19 protein-coding genes are annotated in these 18,730 nt (G+C 65.5%); 15 read left to right on the plus strand and 4 right to left on the minus strand.

Annotation, left to right across the window (positions count from 1 at the left end):
• The first annotated feature begins 13 nt into the window (after positions 1–13).
• From glmS to QN347_RS10330, 4 genes are all read left to right on the plus strand, one after another.
• The gene (gene glmS / locus QN347_RS10315; protein WP_322163242.1) at positions 14–1,837 is read left to right on the plus strand and encodes a glutamine--fructose-6-phosphate transaminase (isomerizing); all 1,824 of its coding nucleotides are present in this window, start codon (positions 14–16) and stop codon (positions 1,835–1,837) included.
• Positions 1,834–2,724, plus strand: a complete 891-nt coding sequence (locus tag QN347_RS10320; RefSeq protein ID WP_133188865.1) for an ROK family protein — start codon at positions 1,834–1,836, stop codon at positions 2,722–2,724. Before glmS ends, QN347_RS10320 begins: the two co-directional genes overlap by 4 nt.
• Positions 2,725–2,817: 93 nt before the next feature.
• A complete protein-coding gene (locus tag QN347_RS10325; protein ID WP_322163244.1) occupies positions 2,818–4,713 on the plus strand; it encodes a putative bifunctional diguanylate cyclase/phosphodiesterase in 1,896 nt (631 codons plus the stop codon).
• Positions 4,713–6,575: a CHASE4 domain-containing protein gene (locus tag QN347_RS10330; RefSeq protein ID WP_322163246.1), complete on the plus strand. Its 1,863-nt coding sequence runs from the start codon at positions 4,713–4,715 to the stop codon at positions 6,573–6,575. Before QN347_RS10325 ends, QN347_RS10330 begins: the two co-directional genes overlap by 1 nt.
• Positions 6,576–6,582: 7 nt before the next feature.
• Here the strand turns inward: QN347_RS10330 and QN347_RS10335 are convergent, their stop codons facing one another.
• Positions 6,583–7,005: a copper chaperone PCu(A)C gene (locus QN347_RS10335; protein ID WP_322163248.1), complete on the minus strand. Its 423-nt coding sequence runs from the start codon at positions 7,003–7,005 to the stop codon at positions 6,583–6,585.
• Between the two features lie 182 nt (positions 7,006–7,187).
• On the opposite strand from QN347_RS10335, the gene dnaK reads away from it, so the two are divergent.
• The 3 genes from dnaK to QN347_RS20980 all read left to right on the plus strand — a co-directional run bounded on the left by dnaK (position 7,188) and on the right by QN347_RS20980 (position 10,670).
• Positions 7,188–9,098, plus strand: coding sequence for a molecular chaperone DnaK (gene dnaK / locus QN347_RS10340; protein WP_322163250.1), 1,911 nt, complete (start codon positions 7,188–7,190; stop codon positions 9,096–9,098).
• 131 nt (positions 9,099–9,229) lie between these two features.
• Positions 9,230–10,345 (plus strand): molecular chaperone DnaJ, encoded by a 1,116-nt coding sequence (dnaJ, locus tag QN347_RS10345; protein WP_322163252.1) that lies wholly within the window; start codon positions 9,230–9,232, stop codon positions 10,343–10,345.
• 199 nt (positions 10,346–10,544) lie between these two features.
• The gene (locus QN347_RS20980; protein ID WP_416194496.1) at positions 10,545–10,670 is read left to right on the plus strand and encodes a (2Fe-2S)-binding protein; all 126 of its coding nucleotides are present in this window, start codon (positions 10,545–10,547) and stop codon (positions 10,668–10,670) included.
• A gap of 224 nt (positions 10,671–10,894) precedes the next feature.
• Here QN347_RS20980 and purB read toward each other — a convergent pair whose 3' ends face one another.
• Complete coding sequence (gene purB / locus QN347_RS10350; protein ID WP_133188855.1) at positions 10,895–12,211, minus strand: adenylosuccinate lyase; 1,317 nt, start codon at positions 12,209–12,211, stop codon at positions 10,895–10,897.
• Positions 12,212–12,378: 167 nt separating this feature from the next.
• Here purB and QN347_RS10355 point away from each other — a divergent pair, with 167 nt between their 5' ends.
• Positions 12,379–12,840, plus strand: a complete 462-nt coding sequence (locus QN347_RS10355; protein WP_322163254.1) for an EF-hand domain-containing protein — start codon at positions 12,379–12,381, stop codon at positions 12,838–12,840.
• Positions 12,841–12,843: 3 nt separating this feature from the next.
• On the opposite strand, the gene radC is transcribed toward QN347_RS10355, so the two are convergent.
• A complete protein-coding gene (gene radC / locus QN347_RS10360) occupies positions 12,844–13,527 on the minus strand; it encodes a RadC family protein (RefSeq protein ID WP_322163255.1) in 684 nt (227 codons plus the stop codon).
• Positions 13,528–13,719: 192 nt separating this feature from the next.
• Here radC and QN347_RS10365 point away from each other — a divergent pair, with 192 nt between their 5' ends.
• The 6 genes from QN347_RS10365 (at position 13,720) to QN347_RS10390 (ending at position 16,575) form a co-directional block, all read left to right on the plus strand.
• Positions 13,720–14,004: an AtpZ/AtpI family protein gene (locus QN347_RS10365; RefSeq protein WP_133188849.1), complete on the plus strand. Its 285-nt coding sequence runs from the start codon at positions 13,720–13,722 to the stop codon at positions 14,002–14,004.
• The gene (locus tag QN347_RS10370) at positions 14,001–14,783 is read left to right on the plus strand and encodes a F0F1 ATP synthase subunit A (RefSeq protein ID WP_133188847.1); all 783 of its coding nucleotides are present in this window, start codon (positions 14,001–14,003) and stop codon (positions 14,781–14,783) included. Before QN347_RS10365 ends, QN347_RS10370 begins: the two co-directional genes overlap by 4 nt.
• Positions 14,784–14,842: 59 nt before the next feature.
• Positions 14,843–15,055 (plus strand): F0F1 ATP synthase subunit C, encoded by a 213-nt coding sequence (locus QN347_RS10375; protein ID WP_010164404.1) that lies wholly within the window; start codon positions 14,843–14,845, stop codon positions 15,053–15,055.
• Between the two features lie 16 nt (positions 15,056–15,071).
• Complete coding sequence (locus tag QN347_RS10380) at positions 15,072–15,566, plus strand: ATPase (protein ID WP_322163258.1); 495 nt, start codon at positions 15,072–15,074, stop codon at positions 15,564–15,566.
• Positions 15,559–16,113 (plus strand): hypothetical protein, encoded by a 555-nt coding sequence (locus QN347_RS10385; RefSeq protein WP_133188843.1) that lies wholly within the window; start codon positions 15,559–15,561, stop codon positions 16,111–16,113. Before QN347_RS10380 ends, QN347_RS10385 begins: the two co-directional genes overlap by 8 nt.
• Before the next feature lie 135 nt (positions 16,114–16,248).
• Positions 16,249–16,575 (plus strand): hypothetical protein, encoded by a 327-nt coding sequence (locus QN347_RS10390; RefSeq protein WP_322163260.1) that lies wholly within the window; start codon positions 16,249–16,251, stop codon positions 16,573–16,575.
• A 40-nt stretch (positions 16,576–16,615) separates the two neighbouring features.
• Here QN347_RS10390 and QN347_RS10395 read toward each other — a convergent pair whose 3' ends face one another.
• Complete coding sequence (locus QN347_RS10395) at positions 16,616–16,945, minus strand: hypothetical protein (RefSeq protein ID WP_322163262.1); 330 nt, start codon at positions 16,943–16,945, stop codon at positions 16,616–16,618.
• A 92-nt stretch (positions 16,946–17,037) separates the two neighbouring features.
• Between QN347_RS10395 and uvrC the strand changes: the two genes are divergently transcribed.
• On the plus strand, positions 17,038–18,730 hold a 1,693-nt coding region (gene uvrC, locus QN347_RS10400; RefSeq protein WP_323494022.1), incomplete at its 3' end, for an excinuclease ABC subunit UvrC.

Genomic DNA, 18,730 nt, shown 5'->3' on the forward strand with positions numbered 1-18,730 from the left:
GTCGAGACATTCCATGTGTGGCATCGTTGGCATCCTGAGTACCGAAGACGTCGCCGATCGTCTGCTCGACGGTCTGAAGCGGCTCGAATATCGCGGCTATGATTCGGCCGGCATCGCCACCGATTTCGATGGCGCGATCGAGCGCCGCCGCGCGTCGGGCAAGCTGATCAACCTCGCCAACGAACTCGCCGCGCATCCGCTGCCCGGCAAGACCGGCATCGCGCACACGCGCTGGGCGACGCATGGCGGGCCGACCACCAACAACGCCCACCCCCACGCGACCGGCGAAGTTGCGGTCGTCCACAACGGCATCATCGAGAATTTCAAACCGCTCCGCGACGAACTCATCGCCCGCGGCCGGACTTTCACCAGCGAGACCGACACCGAGGTCGTCGCGCATCTCATCAGCGAGAAGGTCGAGGCTGGCCTCGCGCCCGAGGACGCCGTCCGCGAAATTCTGCCGCGGCTCCACGGCGCCTTCGCGCTCGCGATCCTGTTCCGCCAGCATCCCGATCTGCTGATCGGCGCACGGCTCGGTTCGCCGCTCGTCGTCGGCTATGGCGAGGGCGAGATGTATCTCGGCTCCGACGCGCTCGCGCTCGCGCCGCTGACGCAGCGGATCGCCTATCTCGACGAAGGCGACTGGGTCGTCCTCACGCGTGAGGGCGCGCAGGTCTATGACCGTGCCAATACGCCGGTCGAACGCGCGATCACGATCTCGGGCGTCACCGGCGACCTCGTGTCGAAGGGCAACCACAAGCATTACATGCTCAAGGAAATCTACGAGCAGCCGATCGTCGTCGCGCAGACGCTGCGCTCGTACCTGCAGCGGATGGAAGAGCGCGTCACGCTGCCGATCCCCGAATTCGACCTGTCAACGATCAAGCGCGTCACGATCGTCGCCTGCGGCACCAGCTTCTACGCCGGCATGGTCGCCAAATACTGGTTCGAGCAGTTCGCGCGCGTGCCGGTCGACCTCGATGTCGCCAGCGAATTCCGCTACCGCGCGCCGGTGATGGAGGAGGGCGGCCTCGCGCTCTTCATCAGCCAGTCGGGCGAGACCGCGGACACGCTCGCCGCGCTGCGCCATGCGCGCGCCGAGGGGCAGATCATCGCGGTCGTCGTCAACGTGCCGACCAGCTCGATGGCGCGCGAAGCCGATCTGCTGCTGCCGACGCATGCCGGCCCCGAGATCGGCGTCGCCTCGACCAAGGCTTTCACGTGCCAGCTCGCGGTGCTCGCAGCGCTTGCTGCCAACCTCGCGCGGGCCAAGGGCAAGCTCAGCCCGGCCGAGGAGAAGATGATCGTCAAGCATCTCGCCGAAGCCCCCGCCGCGCTCAACGGCGCGCTCGCCTATGACGAGGCGATCGAGGCGATGGCGCACCACATCGCGGGCGCGCGCGACGTGCTCTATCTCGGCCGCGGTACCGATTATCCGCTCGCGCTGGAAGGCGCGTTGAAGCTCAAGGAAATCAGCTACATTCACGCCGAAGGCTATGCCGCCGGCGAAATGAAGCACGGGCCGATCGCCTTGATCGACGAGAACGTCCCCGTCATCGTCATCGCGCCCTCGGGCCCGTTGTTCGACAAGACCGTCAGCAACATGCAGGAAGTCCAGGCGCGCGGCGGCAAGGTCGTTTTGATCTCGGATTATGACGGTATCCAGGCGGCGGGCGACGGCTGCATGGCGACGATCACGATGCCAAAGGTCCACCCGCTGATCGCGCCGCTCGTCTATGCGGTGCCGGTGCAGCTGCTCGCCTATCATGTCGCGGTCATCAAGGGCACCGATGTCGACCAACCGCGCAATCTCGCCAAGTCGGTGACGGTAGAATGAGCGCGCCCCTGATCGCCGGCGTCGAGCTGGGTGGAACCAAGGTCATTTGCGTCCTGGCAAGCGGACCCAACGATGTGCGCGAGCGCGTCCAGATCCCGACCACCACGCCCGACGAAACGCTCGGCGCGGTCGAGGACGTGCTGCGGCGCTGGTCGGGCTATGACGCGCTCGGCGTCGCGAGCTTCGGCCCGGTGTCGCTCGACCGCAGCGACGCCAATTACGGTTTCATCACCGCGACTACCAAGCCAGGCTGGTCCGATACCGATGTCGGGCTTCGGCTCGCGAAGATTGCGGGCGTGCCGTTCGGCTTCGACAGCGACGTCAACGGTGCCGCGCTCGGCGAAGGGCGCTGGGGTGCGGCGCATGATGTCGAAGACCATGCCTATATCACGGTGGGGACGGGCGTCGGCGTCGGGCTCGTGCTGCACGGCGCCCCCGTCGCGGGGATGACGCATGCCGAGCTCGGCCATATCCGCCCGGTGCGGATGACGGGCGACGCCTGGCGCGGAAGCTGCGCCTTTCATGGCGATTGCGTCGAAGGGCTGGTGTCGGGAACTGCGATCCGCGCGCGCACCGGAACGGCCGCGCAGGATTTGGCGGCGAACGACCCTGCATGGGAAACCGTCGCGCATACCCTTGCGCAGCTCTGTCACATGGTGGTGCTGACCGGCATCCCGCGGCGGATCGTGATGGGCGGTGGCGTGATGGTCGGCGTGCCGCAGCTGCTGCCCGAAATTCGCGCCCGCTTGGTCGCGAGTCTCGGCGGCTATGTCGCAGCGCCCGGGCTGATGCCGATCGACCGCTTCGTCGTTCCGGCCGAGCTGGGCGGAATGGCGGGGCCGCTCGGCGCGGTCCAGCTCGGGGTCCTGGCACTCGAACGCGACTGAGTTTTGGCATCGTCGTTTACGACGCATTAACCGCCTTGGCATACGAGTTCGCAACGGGCTTTGATGCCCACTATCTTACGGGCGGGTGTGGGTATGCGAATTCTGATCGTCGATGACGAACCGGCCATGCACGACAGCTACCGGCGCAGTTTCGCGCCGGCGGCCGTCGACACCGGCGCGCTCGAGGCGATGGCTGCCGAACTGTTCGGCAAAGACGACGACGCTGCCGACCCCGCGCCCGATACCATGATCGACTTCGCACTGACGCACGCGATGCAGGGGCTCGACGGCGTTGCGGCGGTCGAGGCCGCATTGGCGTGCGACGAACCCTATGCCGTCGCCTTCATCGACGTGCGCATGCCGCCGGGGATCGACGGCAAGGAAACCGCGACGCGAATCCGCAAGCTCGACCCCAACATCAACCTCGTCATCGTCACCGGCTATTCCGATTTCTCGCCAATCGAGATCGCCAAGGCGGCCGGCCCCGCCGACAAGATCTTCTACATCGCCAAGCCGTTCGAAGTCGCCGAGGTCACGCAGATGGCAAGCGCGCTCGCGCACCGCTGGCGCGGCGACCGCGAACTCGCCGAAGCCCGCGAGACGCTCGCCGCGCAAGTCGTCCAGCTCCAGGAGCAAGGCCATGAGCTCGCCGCGAACGAAAGCCGCGCGATCCACATGGCGAACCACGATTCGCTGACCGAGGCGCCCAACCGGCTCGCCTTCCGCCGCGCGCTGACCGACCGCGCACAGCTTTCGGGGCAATTCGCGGTGGCGATGGTCGATCTCGATCGCTTCAAGCTCGTCAACGACACGCTCGGCCATCTCGCCGGCGACGAGCTGATCCGCACGATCTGCGACATCCTGCAGACCTCGATCCCTGCGGGCGGCCTCGTCGCGCGGCTCGGCGGCGACGAATTCGGGCTGCTGTTCGATACGCCCGGCGCCGAGGCGGCCGAAATGGAATGCCAGCGCATCCTGAAAGCCTGCACCGGGACCTTCAAGGTGCTCGGCAATTCGGTCCAGGGCGGCGCGTCGTTCGGGCTGATCGTCACCGAGCCCGGCGAGACGCGCGACCCGACCGACTTGATGCGCCGCGCCGATCTCGCGCTCAACGACGCGAAACGCGAAGGCCGCGGCGTCGTGCGCCTGTTCGACGAGGGCATGGACGAGAACATCCGCTTGCGGCGTGCGATCGAGGGGGGCCTGTCGCAAGCGATCGCCAAGGGCGAGCTGAGCCTCGTCTATCAGCCGATCGTCGCGCGCGAGGAGCTCGAGGTCATCGGTTTCGAGGCGCTGCTGCGCTGGAACACCAACGAGCATGGCCCGATCAGCCCGGCGGTGTTCATCCCGATCGCCGAGGAAACCAACCTCATCCACGAGCTCGGCGACTGGGTGCTGGGCGAATCGCTCAAAGTGCTCGCCGAATGGCCGGGCCAATATGTCTCGGTCAATTTCTCGCCGCGCCAGTTCCGCCGTCACAATTTCGTCGCGCGCCTCGTCGAGACCGTCCAGCGCGCCGGGATCGACCCGCGCCGCGTCCAGATCGAGATCACCGAGACCGCGATTTTCGACGATGCCGATCGCGCCGCCGACACGCTCTACAAATTGCGCCAGATGGGCTTCCGCATCGCGCTCGACGATTTCGGTACTGGCTATTCGAGCCTCTACAACATCCGCAAGTTCGCGCTCGATTGCCTCAAGATCGACCGCAGCTTCATCGACGGCATGGGCCGCGAGCGCGAGAGCGCTGCGATCGTCCATTCGATCATCCATCTCGGCCATGCGCTCGGGCTCGGCGTGATCGCCGAAGGCGTCGAGACCGAGGCGCAGTTGCAGGCGCTGCGCGTCGCCGGCTGCAGCCACATGCAGGGCTATTTCTTCTCGCGGCCGGTCGTGCAGGACCGCGCGCGCGAAATCGCCCAGGCGCGCTACATGCTCGATCCCGCGGCGGACGACGCGGTCGAACCGGGTAACGGAACCCACGGCTGATGCCCGCGCCCCCGCCGCCGTCCTCGCGCACTGCGCGCGGCCGGATCGAGGCGCTACGCGAGCCGAGTTCGCTCGGCGCCAAGCTCGTCGTGATCCTGATGGGGATCGGCCTGATCGGCTCGGTCGCGCTGACGGCGTTGCTCGCGGCCTTGATCGTGCCGAGCTTCAACCAGCTCGAGGACAAGTCGGTCGCCGCGCATATCGAGCGGACGCGCGCCGCGCTCGGCGATTTCGCGACCAAGGTCGAGGGCGCGGTGCGCGACTATGGCGACTGGACCGCCAGTTACGATTATATGGTCCACCCGACGCCCGAGTTTGAGAAGGAGAGCTTCTCGACGCTCGCGATGGTCAATCTCAACGTCGATGGCATGGCCTATGTCGGCAAGGACGGCCGGATCGTCATCGCGCGCTGGCGAACGCCGCCGGGTCGCAGCGAATTCGTCGCCGCGCTTGGCCAGACAGATTTCAAGCGCGTGCTCGGCCAGAAGAACTCGGGACATTATTATCTGCGGCTCGGCAACGAGCTCGTCGCGGTCGGGGTCGCCGAAGTGCGGCGCAGCGACGGCACCGGCGATCCGCGCGGCTATGTGCTGATGGCGCGGCGGATCACTTCGAAGACGCTGTCCAACGTGCTTCAGCTTCCCGCGACGATCGACCTCGCCAACCGCCCCGATACCGATGCGATCGTCTCGGCGCGCTCGACGCTGCGGATCGCGGTGCCGATCCGCGGCGCCGACGGCCACGCCGTCGCCAGCGCGGCGTTCAGCGTCACGCGCGATCTCTCGCTGCTCGGCCAGCGCATGTTGCTGCTCGCGGTCGCGGGGTCGACGCTGTTGCTGCTGCTCGTGCTCGCGATGCTTCGGCGGATGATTTCGATGCTCGTGCTGCGCCCGCTCGCGCGCGTCGAAAGCCATATGCAGATGGTGCGCACCTCGGGCTCGCTCGGGCTGCTGCCCGATGAGCCGCGGAAGGACGAAATCGGATCTTTGCGCAACAGTTTCAACGCGATGCTCGAGCAATTGAAGGATCTGCGCGAACAGGTCGAAGTGCAGAGCTTCGCGCTTGGCAAGAGCGAGAGCGCGGTCGCGGTGATGCACAACGTCCGCAACGCGCTCAACCCGATCAGCACGATCCTGAGCAAGGGGATCGCGCAAGCACCGCCCGTCGAGCGCAGCATGCTCGACCGCGCGATCGCCGAGCTCGGCAAGGACGATCTGCCCGCGGCGCGGCGCGCCAAACTGCTCGCCTTCGTCGCGGCGGCGATCGAGGCCGAAGCCAAGGATCGCGCCGACCGTCACGGCGAATTGCAAATCGGCCGCGAAGCGATGAGCCATGTGCTCGAGATCATCGGTGCCCAGCAAAGCGCGGCGCACGAGCGGCCCGAGGTGGCGCCGTGCGACGTGACCGAGATCCTCGCCAAGAATGCGACGATCGCGCGCTATTCGGGCAGCGTGTCGATCGCGTTCAGCTTCCCCGCGCAAGCGTGTTACGTGATGGCGAGCCGGATCATCCTGAGCCAGGTGATCGGCAATCTCTTCTCCAACGCCGCCGACGCGATCGCCGCGACCGGCACCGACAGCGGATCGATCACCGTCACGATCACCGAGGCCGACGGCCGCGCCGTCATCGCGATCAGCGACGATGGCGAGGGGTTCGCCGCTGAGAACACCCCAACGCTGTTCCAGCGCGGCTTTTCGACCCGCCGCCACAAATCGGGCGGGCTGGGGCTGCACTGGTGCGCCAATTCGATGGCGGCGATGCACGGCTCGCTGCGGCTCGAGAGCGAAGGCGTGGGGAAGGGGGCCTATGCGCTGCTGACGCTCGACCTCGCGCCCACGATCGAACAAACGCTCGCGGCGTGACGCGCGCTTAGAATGCGGGGGCGGGGGTGCCCGCCGCGATCGTCGGCGCGTCGAACAGGATCCGCTGGTTGTTGGCAAAGGTGAAGGTCAGCGTGACGACGCGCCCGGGCTTGATCCCCGGGTTCATGTCGAACAGCATCAGATGCTTGCCGCCGGGCGCGAACGCGACGGTCGCGCCCGCGGGGATCGGCACATCGCCGAGCGGCTTCATCGACACCATGCCGCCCGACTGCATCGATTGGTGAAGCTCGTTCTTGATCGACACTTCGCTGCTCACCGCGATCAGCGCAGTATCGGCGGTGCCGCCATGGATCGTGAAATAGGCGACCGCCGGACTGCGCGGCGCCGCGGCGAGGCGGATATAGCCCTTCTCGACCGAGAGCTTGGGCGGCCCACTGCCGCACGCGCCCAGGGCCAGGGCAGCGATCAAAACCAGACGATTGCGCAAACGACGAACTCCCGCTTTGGGAACAACTTGTCGCGCCATACGTGCGGTGAAATCTTGCGACAAGCGAAAGCCCCCCTATATCGCCGGAGTGAAGTGTCGCGCTGCTTATTCTAAGGGCGCGATGGAATGGCAATTTTTCTAGCGATGGGGGCCCCAGAGGACCAATGGCAAAAGTAATCGGAATCGATCTCGGCACGACCAACAGCTGCGTCTCGGTGATGGAGGGCGGCAAGCCGAAGGTGATCGAGAACGCAGAAGGCGCGCGCACCACGCCGTCGATCGTCGCGTTCGCCAAGGATGGCGAGCGGCTGGTCGGCCAGCCGGCCAAGCGCCAGGCAGTGACCAACCCCGAGAACACGATCTTCGCGGTGAAGCGCCTGATCGGCCGTCGTTTCGACGACCCGATCACCAAGAAGGACACCGAGCTGGTCCCGTACAACATCGTGCGTGGCAACAATGGCGACGCCTGGGTCGGCGCCGGCGGCAAGGAATATTCGCCGTCGCAGATCTCGGCGTTCACGCTGCAGAAGATGAAGGAAACCGCCGAGGCCTATCTCGGCGAGACGGTCACGCAGGCGGTCATCACCGTTCCGGCGTATTTCAACGACGCGCAGCGCCAGGCGACCAAGGACGCCGGGCAGATCGCCGGCCTCGAAGTGCTCCGCATCATCAACGAGCCGACGGCTGCTGCGCTTGCGTATGGCCTCGACAAGGACACCAACAAGACGATCGCGGTCTATGACCTCGGCGGCGGCACCTTCGACATCTCGATCCTCGAGATTGGCGACGGCGTGTTCGAAGTGAAGGCGACCAACGGCGACACCTTCCTCGGCGGCGAGGATTTCGACAACAAGCTGCTCAACTTCCTGTCGGAAGACTTCAAGAAGGCCGAGGGCATCGACCTCACCAAGGACAAGCTGGCGCTCCAGCGTTTGAAGGAAGCGGCCGAGAAGGCGAAGATCGAGCTGTCGTCGGCAGCGACGACCGAGGTCAACCTGCCCTTCATCACCGCCGACCAGAACGGCCCGAAGCATCTCGTCAAGGCGATCACGCGCTCGGATCTCGAGCGTCTCGTCGAGGACTTGATCCAGCGCACGCTCGAGCCGTGCAAGAAGGCGATGAAGGACGCCGGCATCCAGACCAGCGACATCTCGGAAGTCGTCCTCGTCGGCGGCATGACGCGCATGCCCAAGGTTCGTCAGGTCGTGAAGGACTTCTTCGGCAAGGAGCCGCATTCGGGCGTCAACCCCGATGAGGTCGTGGCAATGGGTGCGGCGATCCAGGCCGGCGTGCTGCAGGGCGACGTCAAGGACGTGCTGCTGCTCGACGTGACCCCGCTGTCGCTCGGCATCGAGACGCTGGGTGGCGTGTTCACCCGCATGATCGATCGGAACACGACGATCCCGACCAAGAAGTCGCAGACCTATTCGACCGCGGACGACAACCAGCAGGCTGTCACCATCCGCGTGTTCCAGGGCGAGCGCGAAATGGCGGCCGACAACAAGATGCTCGGCCAGTTCGATCTGGTCGGCATCCCGTCGGCACCGCGCGGCGTGCCGCAGATCGAAGTCACCTTCGACATCGACGCCAACGGTCTCGTCAACGTGTCGGCTAAGGACAAGGGCACCGGCAAGGAGCAGCAGATCCGCATCCAGGCCTCGGGTGGCCTGTCGGATCGCGACATCGAGCAGATGGTCCGCGATGCCGAGCAGTTCGCTGAAGACGACAAGGCGCGCCGTGCAGCGGCCGAGGCGAAGAACAACGCCGAATCGCTGATCCACACGACCGAGCGCCAGCTTGCCGACAATGCCGACAAGGTCGATGCCGCGCTGAAGGGCGAGATCGAAGCGGCGATCGCCGAGACCAAGACCGCGGTCGAAGGTGGCGATCCCGAAGCGATGAAGACCAAGTCGGAGGCGCTCGCGCAGGTCGCGATGAAGCTCGGCCAGGCGATCTACGAGAAGCAGGCGCAGGCCGATGCCCAAGGTTCTTCGGGGCCCGCCGCCGAGGCCGAAGCCCCCAAGGAAGACGTGGTCGACGCGGAATTCTCCGAGGTCGACGACCACAAAGCGTAAACTGGAATGAGCCCAGCCCGTCATTCCCGCGCACGCGGGAATCCCGCTTCTTCTCCCGGCCTTTGCGGTTCGGCGGAGAGGCGGGACCCCCGCTTTGGCGGGGGTGACGGCGGAGAGGCGGGGGCTGAAACGTGACCACCGACATCGATTTCTACGAACTGCTGGAATGCGAGCGCACCGCCGACGATGGCACGCTCAAATCCTCGTATCGCCGCCTGGCGATGCGCTATCACCCCGACAAGAATCCGGGCTGCGGCGACTCCGAAGAACGTTTCAAGGCGATCAGCGAGGCGTATGATTGCCTCAAGGACCAGCAGAAGCGCGCGGCGTACGATCGCTACGGCCACGCTGCGTTCAAGCAGCAGGGCGGCGGCGGTGGCGGCGCACAGGATTTCAGCGGCTTCTCCGATATTTTCGAGAACATCTTCGGCGAATTCATGGGCGGCCAGCGCGGCGGATCGCGCGGACCGCAGCGCGGCGCGGATTTGCGCTACGACATGGAGATCACGCTCGAGGAAGCCTTTCACGGCAAGGCGAGCGACATCACGATCGACGTGTCGGGCGTGTGCGACGTGTGCGACGGTTCGGGCGCGACCAAGGGCACCGCCGCCAAGACCTGCCAGATGTGCAAGGGCCACGGCAAGGTCCGGGCGCAGCAGGGCTTCTTCGTCGTCGAGCGGACGTGCCCGACGTGCCACGGCGCCGGCCAGACGATCGCCGATCCGTGCGGCAATTGCCACGGCGAAGGCCGCGTCGAGAAGACCAAGACGCGCACCGTCAACATCCCGCCCGGCGTCGACGAGGGCACGCGCGTTCGCTTGACCGGCGAGGGCGAGGCGGGCTTGCGCGGGGCTCCCGCGGGGGATCTCTACATCTTCCTCCACGTCGCGCGGCATCCGCTGTTCGAGCGTGAAGGCACGACGCTGTTCGCGCGCACGCCGATCAGCTTTACGTCGGCGGCGCTTGGCGGCGAGGTGCATATCGCCGGGCCCGACGGCGTCGATCACCAGATCAAGATACCGGCGGGTACGCAGAGCGGTCGTGAGCTGCGTCAGCGCGGCGCGGGCATGCCCGTGCTGCAAGGGCGTGGCCGCGGCGATCTCGTCATCCAGATCGAGGTCGAGACGCCGACGCATCTCACCTCGCGCCAGCGCGAGCTGCTCGAGGAATTCCGCGCGACCGAAACGGGCAAGGAATGCCCGCAGACCAGCGGCTTCTTCAAGAAGATGAAGAGCGCCTGGGGCTGAGCAGTTTCCAGCCCCTCCCCGTCAGGGGAGGGGCTGCCATGCTGGGTGCGCTGCCCCGAATTTTCTTGAAACCTGCTCTCGACCCCACGGCCCTGGCCGCCCCGTCAAAAGAAGGGGCGGGTGGGCCGATGGGTCAGAGGATGAGAACCTCGACCACCAGCGCGACGCCTGCAACAGCGAACAGGCCGCCGGCAAGGCTTTGAAGAATGCGCATGGTAGGTGTCTCCGATACCGGGTTCGTCCCGGCGAGGAGGCATGTGGAGATTGTTGCTTATTCGCGCAATTTTATTACGAGCATTCGCAGGTGCAGCATTTGCACGTTTAACTGTGCAAAATCATCGATGAAGGGTTTCAGGCGGACGCGGAGCGCTCCGTCTCAGGCGGTTTCGAAAGCGCGCTGTCCTACAAGGGCCGATTCGGGTATACCGATCCGGCTCTTTGAAATCGTCGGGTTTACGCGTCGTATCGGTGCAGAAACCGAAACGATCGCCCCCGAACATCGCGCGTCCGGGGGTCAATCGAGTCAAGCTACCTGCGAGTCCGTCGCAATCAGGCCTGTCCGAACACGCGTGCGAAGATCGTGTCGACGTGCTTCAGATGATAGCCGAGGTCGAACTTGTCCTCGATCTCCGCGACCGACAGCGCCGCGGTGACCTCGGGATCGGCCTTGAGCAACTCCATCAGCGACAGCGCGCCGTCCGAATCCCACACCTTCATCGCGTTGCGCTGGACGAGCCGATACGAATCCTCGCGGCTGACGCCCGCTTGGGTGAGCGCGAGCAGCACGCGCTGCGAATGGACGAGGCCGCCCATCTTGTTGAGGTTCTTCTCCATCCGCGCGGGATAGACGACGAGCTTGTCCATCACGCCGGTCAGCCGCTGCAGCGCGAAGTCGAGCGTGATCGTCGCGTCGGGGCCAATGTACCGCTCGACCGACGAGTGCGAGATGTCGCGCTCATGCCACAGCGCAACGTTCTCGAGCGCGGGGGTGACATAGCCGCGCACCATGCGGGCGAGGCCGGTGAGGTTCTCGGTCAGCACCGGATTGCGCTTGTGCGGCATCGCCGACGAACCCTTCTGGCCGGGCGAGAAGAACTCCTCTGCCTCGAGCACTTCGGTGCGCTGGAGATGGCGCACCTCGGTCGCGAGCCGCTCGATCGACGAGGCGATCACGCCGAGCGTGGCGAAGAACATCGCGTGCCGGTCGCGCGGGATGACTTGGGTCGAGACGGGCTCGACGCTGAGGCCGAGCTTCTCGGCGACGTGTGCTTCGACCACCGGATCGATATTGGCGAAGGTGCCGACCGCGCCCGAGATCGCACAGGTCGCGACATCCTCGCGCGCCGCGACGAGGCGCGCGCGGTTGCGGGCGAATTCGGCATGCGCCTGTGCCATCTTGAGCCCGAAGGTGACGGGTTCGGCATGGATGCCGTGGCTGCGCCCGATCGTCGGGGTCATCTTGTGCTCGCGCGCGCGGCGCTCGAGCACGACGAGCAGCGCGTCGATGTCGGCGATCAGCAAGTCGCTCGCCTGCGCCAGCTGGACCGCGAGCGCGGTGTCGAGCACGTCCGAGCTCGTCATCCCCTGGTGCATGAAGCGCGCCTGGTCGCCGACATTGTCCGCGACCCAAGTGAGGAAGGCGATCACGTCATGCTTGGTCACCGCCTCGATCGCGTCGATCGCGGCGACGTCGATCACCGGGTTGGTGTTCCACCACGCCCACAGCGCGGCAGCGGCTTCCTTCGGCACCACGCCGAGCTCGGCGAGCGCGTCGGTCGCATGCGCTTCGATCTCGAACCAAATGCGGAAGCGATTCTCCGGGGTCCAGATCGCGGTCATGTCGGGGCGGGAATAGCGGGGGACCATGGGAATTCCTCGATGAGCTTGAGATCGGGCGGGCACGGAATCGCCGCGATCGACGATGAGGCGCGCGTTAGCAGGGACCAGCCGCCCCTTCAAATGCGCGCGCGTGGAGCGTCGCGTGGTCCGGTGCGTTGGGGAACCGACGCGATCGATTCGCACAGGAGATACCGATGGTGAGATTTACCCTGCTCGCGAGCGCCATCGCGCTTGCCAGCCCCGCTCTCGCGCAGGACGCGCCGCCAGCGACATCGCCCGCACCGCAATCCGCGCCGACCACGGTCGATCAAGCCGGGCCCCCGCAGAGCAGCGCGGCGCGCGACGCGGCGATCCCGGCATCGATCGTCGCCCCCGAAGCCGAGGCTGCCGCCAAGCCCGCAGCGGCGGGCACGCCGGCGGCCGACATCATCAACGCCGAGTTTGGCAGCTACGACAAGGACGGCGACGGCGTCCTCAATGCAGCCGAGTTCGGCGCGTGGATGGTCGCGCTCAAGAAAGTGAGCGACCCGACGACCGATTCGGCTTCGCCGGCAATGAACACCTATCTCGCCCAGGCCCTTGTGCAGGCCGATGCCGACAAGAGTAAGACGGTCTCGAAGGCCGAATTGACGGCATTCCTCTCGCAGCAAGGGTGACGCTCAGAGCAGCCCCATCGCGCGCAAGCTCGAATGCCCGTTCGCGCCAATGATGATGTGGTCGTGGAGCGTTATGTTGAGCCGCCGCCCCGCCTCGGCGACTTTCCGGGTGACGTCGATGTCGGCGCGGCTCGGGCTCGGGTCGCCGCTCGGGTGGTTGTGCACCAGGATGATCGCCGATGAGCCGAGATCGATCGCGCGCCGGATCACCTCGCGGACATAGACCGCGGCTTCGTCGATCGACCCGTCGCTCATCACTTCGTCGCGGATCAGCATGTTGCGCGTGTTGAGATGGAGCACGCGCACGCGCTCGGTGCCGCGATGCGCCATGTCGGCGTGGAGATAATCGATCAGCGCCTGCCAGCTCGCCAGCACCGGCTGCGCCTTGGCCTCGACCTGCAACAAGCGCAGTGCCGCGGCTTGAACGATCTTGACGGCGGCGGCGGTTGTCTCGCCCATTCCGGGGACTCGCATCAGCGCGGCGGCATCGGCGCTGAACACGCCGCCGAATCCCCCGAACTCGGCGATCAGCGCCTTCGCCAGCGGTTTGGTATCGCGCCGCGGGACCGCCAGTGCGAGTAAATATTCGACCAGTTCGTAATCGAGCAGCCCGTCGCCGCCTTGCTCGATCAGCCGCTGTCGCAGCCGCGCGCGGTGTCCGGCGTGGTCGGGGAGGGGCGCGTTCATCGTACCATTGGATAATCCTCGCGCGCCACCCGCGCAACGCCGCAGCAGGACCGGGGTGGCCACAAGAGTTGACACTCTCAAGACAGCTTCCTAAACGGCGCGGGAAGCGGGGGCGTCGGTCTCCAACTCTCCGCATATCATCGTCGCGGTGCTGCACGCACGGCGGCGTTTTTCTATCAGGATACACGCCGCTTGGCCGAGAACCGCCCTAACGACGATCTGGACGCCCGCATTGCTTCGGCAAAGGCGGCTGGTCAGGCGCGTGGGTCGGGGCCCTTGCCGCAGGCGAAGGGCTATGGCCAGGGATCGAAGGTCCTGGCGCTATTGCTCGGCGCCTTGTTCGGCGGCGGGATCATGGGCTGGGCGCTTGATCAGTGGCTCGGCACGTCGCCTTGGGCGCTGTTGATCGTGCTTACACTTGCGATCATCGGGGCGTTCCTCAACATCATGAAGATTTCGAAGGAGCGCGCAGAGTGAGCGCCGGCAAAATCGATCCGATGGAACAGTTCATGGTGGAGCCCGTCCTGGGCCGCCATCTGAACCTGTTCGGCTATGACGTATCCTTCACCAACTCGGCGCTGTTCATGGTCGTCGTGTTCGTGCTGCTCGCGCTCTTCATTTCGGGCGGCCTCAAGCGCCAGCTCGTGCCCGGTCGCTGGCAGGTTGCCGCTGAGGACGCGGTAAGCTTCATCGACAATATGGTGTCGGTGAACATCGGCAGCGGCGGCAAGAAGTTCGCGCCGTACATCTTCTCGCTCTTCTACTTCATCCTGTTCGCCAACCTGATCGGCGTGATGCCGCTGGCGATCCTGCCGGGGCTCCACACCTTCGCGGTGACGAGCCACATCACGGTGACGGCGATCCTCGCTTTCCTGTCGTTTGCGATCGTGCTCGCGGTCGGCTTCTGGAAGCATGGCCTCAAGTTCTTCACGCTGTTCGTGCCGCACGGTGCGCCAGCGTGGCTGATGCCGGTGATCATCCCGGTCGAGTTCGTCTCGTTCATGGTGCGTCCTTTCTCGCTGGCACTGCGACTTTTCGTCGCGATGACCGCGGGGCACATCCTGCTCGAAGTGTTCGGCAGCTTCGTTGTCCAGGGCTTCACCGCCGGCGGCGGTCTCGGCTCAGTGGTTGGCGTGCTCAGCTTCATCATGATCGTCGGCGTCAGCGCGCTCGAGCTGCTGGTGTGCGCGATCCAGGCCTATGTGTTTGCCCTGCTAACGTCGCTGTACCTGCACGACGCAGTGCATCTGCACTAGAATTTCCATAACCCAATCTACGTATTCCTAGGGAGCTTATCATGACTGATCTTGGTGCAATGTACATCGGTGCCGGCCTGGCAGCGATCGGTGTTGGTCTTGCCGCACTCGGCGTGGGCAACGTGTTCGGCTCGTTCCTCGAAGGCGCACTCCGTAACCCGGGCGCAGCAGACGGCCAGCAGGGCCGCCTGTTCATCGGCTTCGCAGCATCGGAGCTGCTCGGCCTGATCGCGTTCGTCGTCGCGATCCTCATCCTCTTCGTCGTCAAGTAAGAAGAGAAACCAGCCAATGCCGCAGCTATCCCAAATCGGCGAGATCTACGCGTCGCAGCTGTTCTGGCTCGCGATCGTCTTCGCGCTGATCTATTTCGGGATCGGCAAGGCGATGGTCCCCAAGATCGAGGCGACGATCGACGATCGTAACGGCCGGATCGCGGGTGACCTCGCCGCGGCGGAGGCGGCGCGGGCGACCGCGCTGGCGTCCGAGCGCGATTATCAGGCGGGGCTCGAAGCAGCCCGGTCGCAAGCGATGATCGCGGTCGGCGAAGCCAAGGCGCGGGCGACCGCCAGCACCGAGGCCAAACTTAAGACGAGCGACGAAGGTCTGGCCGCGCAATTGCACGCGGCCACCGGACGGATCGAATCCTCCAAGACCGAGGCGCTCGCCGAAATCGAGACCGCGACGACCGACGCGGTCGAGAAGATCGTTGCCAAGCTTTCGGGCGTGGCGGTCGATCGTGCGACGATCGAAACGCAAGTGAAGGCGGAATTGGCGCATGGCTGAGTCCTCGACAGTCAAGACCGTGGCGCAGACCGGCGTCGCCGAACTGCACCACGAACCGTCGGTCTTCGGGATCACCGCTCCGGGCTTCGTCGCTTTGTCGATGTTGGTCGTGATCGGCCTGATGATTTGGAAGAAGGTCCCGAAGATGATCGCGGGCGCGCTCGATTCGCGCATCGCGACGATCCGGACCCAGCTCGACGAAGCCTCACAGCTGCGTGCCGAAGCCGAGGCGCAGCTTGCCGAAGCCAAGGCCCGCAATGCGGCAAGCGCCGGCGATGCTGCCGCGATCGTGGCGCATGCGCAGGCCGAAGCAGCAGCGATGCTTGCCAAGGCCGAGGCCGATCTTGCCGATTTGGTCGCGCGTCGTCAGACGATGGCTGAAGACAAGATCGCCGCCGCTGAACGTGGCGCCATCGCGGAAGTCAGGGCGCTTGCGGCTGAAGCTGCGACTCGCGCCGCGGCGACCATCCTGGCCGAGCGTCACGGCGTCGATGCCGACAAGGCGCTGGTCGATCGTACGATCGCTGGGCTTGGACGTCTGAACTAAAGGCGTCCGGCGCTCACATGCGGGGCAATTCCGCAGCGTTTCACTTGATCCAGTCCATTTCGTTTCGCCACTGGCCGGGGTAAACCCTGGTCAGCGGCGATTCGCGCCGCTTTCGCTTTCGAAAGAGGCTCTCCCATGACGTCTGTCCTTCTGCCCGTGCTCGTCGCTTTGACCGCGGCGCCGCTCGCTGCCCAGACCGCACCTGCGCCCGCCGTAACCACAACCTCGACGACCACTACTGCCTCCACCGCCAAATTCACGCTCGAAACCCAGATCGAGACGATCGCTGCCGATCCCAAGGGCAAGGCGGTGCTCGACACCGACCTCCAGAACATCACCGCGCACCCGATGTACGACCAGTTCAAGTCGATGTCGCTCGCGCAGGTTCAGCCGATGTCGCAGGGCGCGTTGACCGACGCTGCGCTCGCCAAGGTCAAGATCGACCTCGAAGCGATCAAATAAGTGCGTGCGGTGGCGGTGCCGGTGCACCGCCACCATCGCATCAGATGATACGGCCATTCGCTCGGAGCAACGCCGGTACATCGGCCCAGTCGGGCGCCGCTTCGCTTTCATAGCCATGGACCGCACCCGTGCCGATGCTGCGCGACGCGCGCATGGCGTCCCGATGTGCACCGGCAGCCAGATAGGCACACATCGCCCTACGATCCTGCCAAAGCGACATCGTATGGTGCGTCCCGGCGATCGTCCGCGCCGCGACCGACAGATTGCCCGGCGCGCGCTGCGCCTGCTGCATCGAACGGATGGCGTGCCACCAGAAGCGCGGCACCTGGAACAGGCTTTTCGGCTTCAGGCCGGTGATCGAAACATACATCGCGGGTCTTCTCCATCGCGGGCGCGCGCGCGGTGTGCGCGTGGATGCGCATAACCGTGGCATCCGCCGCGCGGACTCCCTAGATCAATCGCATGTCCTCGCCCAATGCGCCTGATCGTTTCAACGAAGAGAAATCCACCTTTGCCGTCCGCGGCGCCGGCGAGACGCCCGATCTCGCAGCGGGCGTCGCCGCGATTCGCAACGTGCTCGCCACGCTCCCGATCCGTCCCGGCGTCTATCGCATGCAGGATGCGCGCGGCGACGTGCTGTATGTCGGCAAGGCCAAGGCGCTCAAGAACCGTGTGACCAACTATACGCAAGTCGATCGCCTGTCGAAGCGGCTGCAGCGGATGGTCGCGCAGACGCGTTCGATGACGATCGTCACGACCAACAACGAGGCAGAGGCGCTGCTGCTCGAGGCGCAGCTGATCAAGCGGTATCGTCCGCCGTACAACGTGCTGCTGCGCGACGACAAAAGCTTCCCGTTCATCCTGCTGCGCGCGGATCACGAATTCCCGCGGATCCAGAAGCATCGCGGTGCGCGGCGCGCGAAGGGCAATTATTACGGGCCGTTCGCCAGTGCAGGATCGGTCAACAATACGCTCAACGCGCTGCAAAAGCTGTTCCTGCTCCGCTCGTGCACCGACAGCTTCTTTCGGAACCGCGACCGGCCGTGCCTGCTCTACCAGATCAAGCGCTGCTCGGCGCCGTGTGTCGGGCGGATCGACGAGGCGGGCTATGCCGATCTTGTGAACGACGCGAAGGCGTTCCTCGGCGGCAAGTCGACCCAAGTGCAGGCCAAGCTCGGCGGGCAGATGGAAACCGCCGCTGCGGCAATGGATTTCGAGCTCGCCGCGATACTGCGCGATCGGCTCCGTGCACTGACCTTTATCCAGGGCAGCCAGGCGATCAACGCCGAGGGCCTTGGGGACGCCGACATCTTCGCGATGGCGAACAAGAACGGCGTGATCGGGATCCAGGCATTCTTCATCCGCGGCGGGCAGAATTGGGGGCACCGCAGCTTCTTCCCGCAGCACACCGCCGATGTGCCCGAGGACGAGATCCTCACCGGCTTCCTCGCGCAATTTTACGAGGAAGTGCCGCCGCCCAAGACGATCTTCCTTGATCGTGAACTCGAGGAAGGCGAATTGCTCGGCGAGGCGCTTGGGGCAGGGGTGGGCTTTAAGGTCTCACTATCGATGCCCCAGCGCGGCACGCGACGGCGGCTGCTCGATCAGGCCAAGCGCAATGCCGAGGAAGCGCTCGACCGCCGCCTCGCCGAGAGCACGACGCAGGCCAAGCTGCTGCGCGAGGTGGCCGAACTGTTCGATCTGGCCGAACCGCCAGACCGGATCGAAGTCTACGACAATAGCCACATCCAGGGGACCAACGCGGTCGGCGCGATGGTCGTCGCGGGGCCCGAGGGCTTCCGCAAGGGGCAGTATCGCAAGTTCAACATCAAGCACCCCGACACGATCCCCGGCGATGACTTCGGCATGATGCGCGAGGTGTTTCAACGCCGCTTCGCGCGCGCGCAAAGCGAAGATCCCGATCGCGATGCCGGCGATTGGCCCGATCTCGTATTGATCGATGGCGGGCGTGGCCAGCTCAACGCTGCCAAGGCGGTGCTCGAGGAAATGGGGATCGAGGACGTATGTCTGGTCGGCGTCGCCAAGGGGCCGCTGCACGGCCGCGACGGACGCGAGGTGTTCCACTTGCTCGACGGGCGCGAGTTCCAGTTGCCCGTCAACGCGCCGGTGCTGTTCTACCTCCAGCGCTTGCGCG

Origin of the sequence: Sphingomonas sp. 10B4, from assembly GCF_035019905.1 — a bacterium.
Taxonomy (GTDB): domain Bacteria; phylum Pseudomonadota; class Alphaproteobacteria; order Sphingomonadales; family Sphingomonadaceae; genus Sphingomonas; species Sphingomonas glacialis.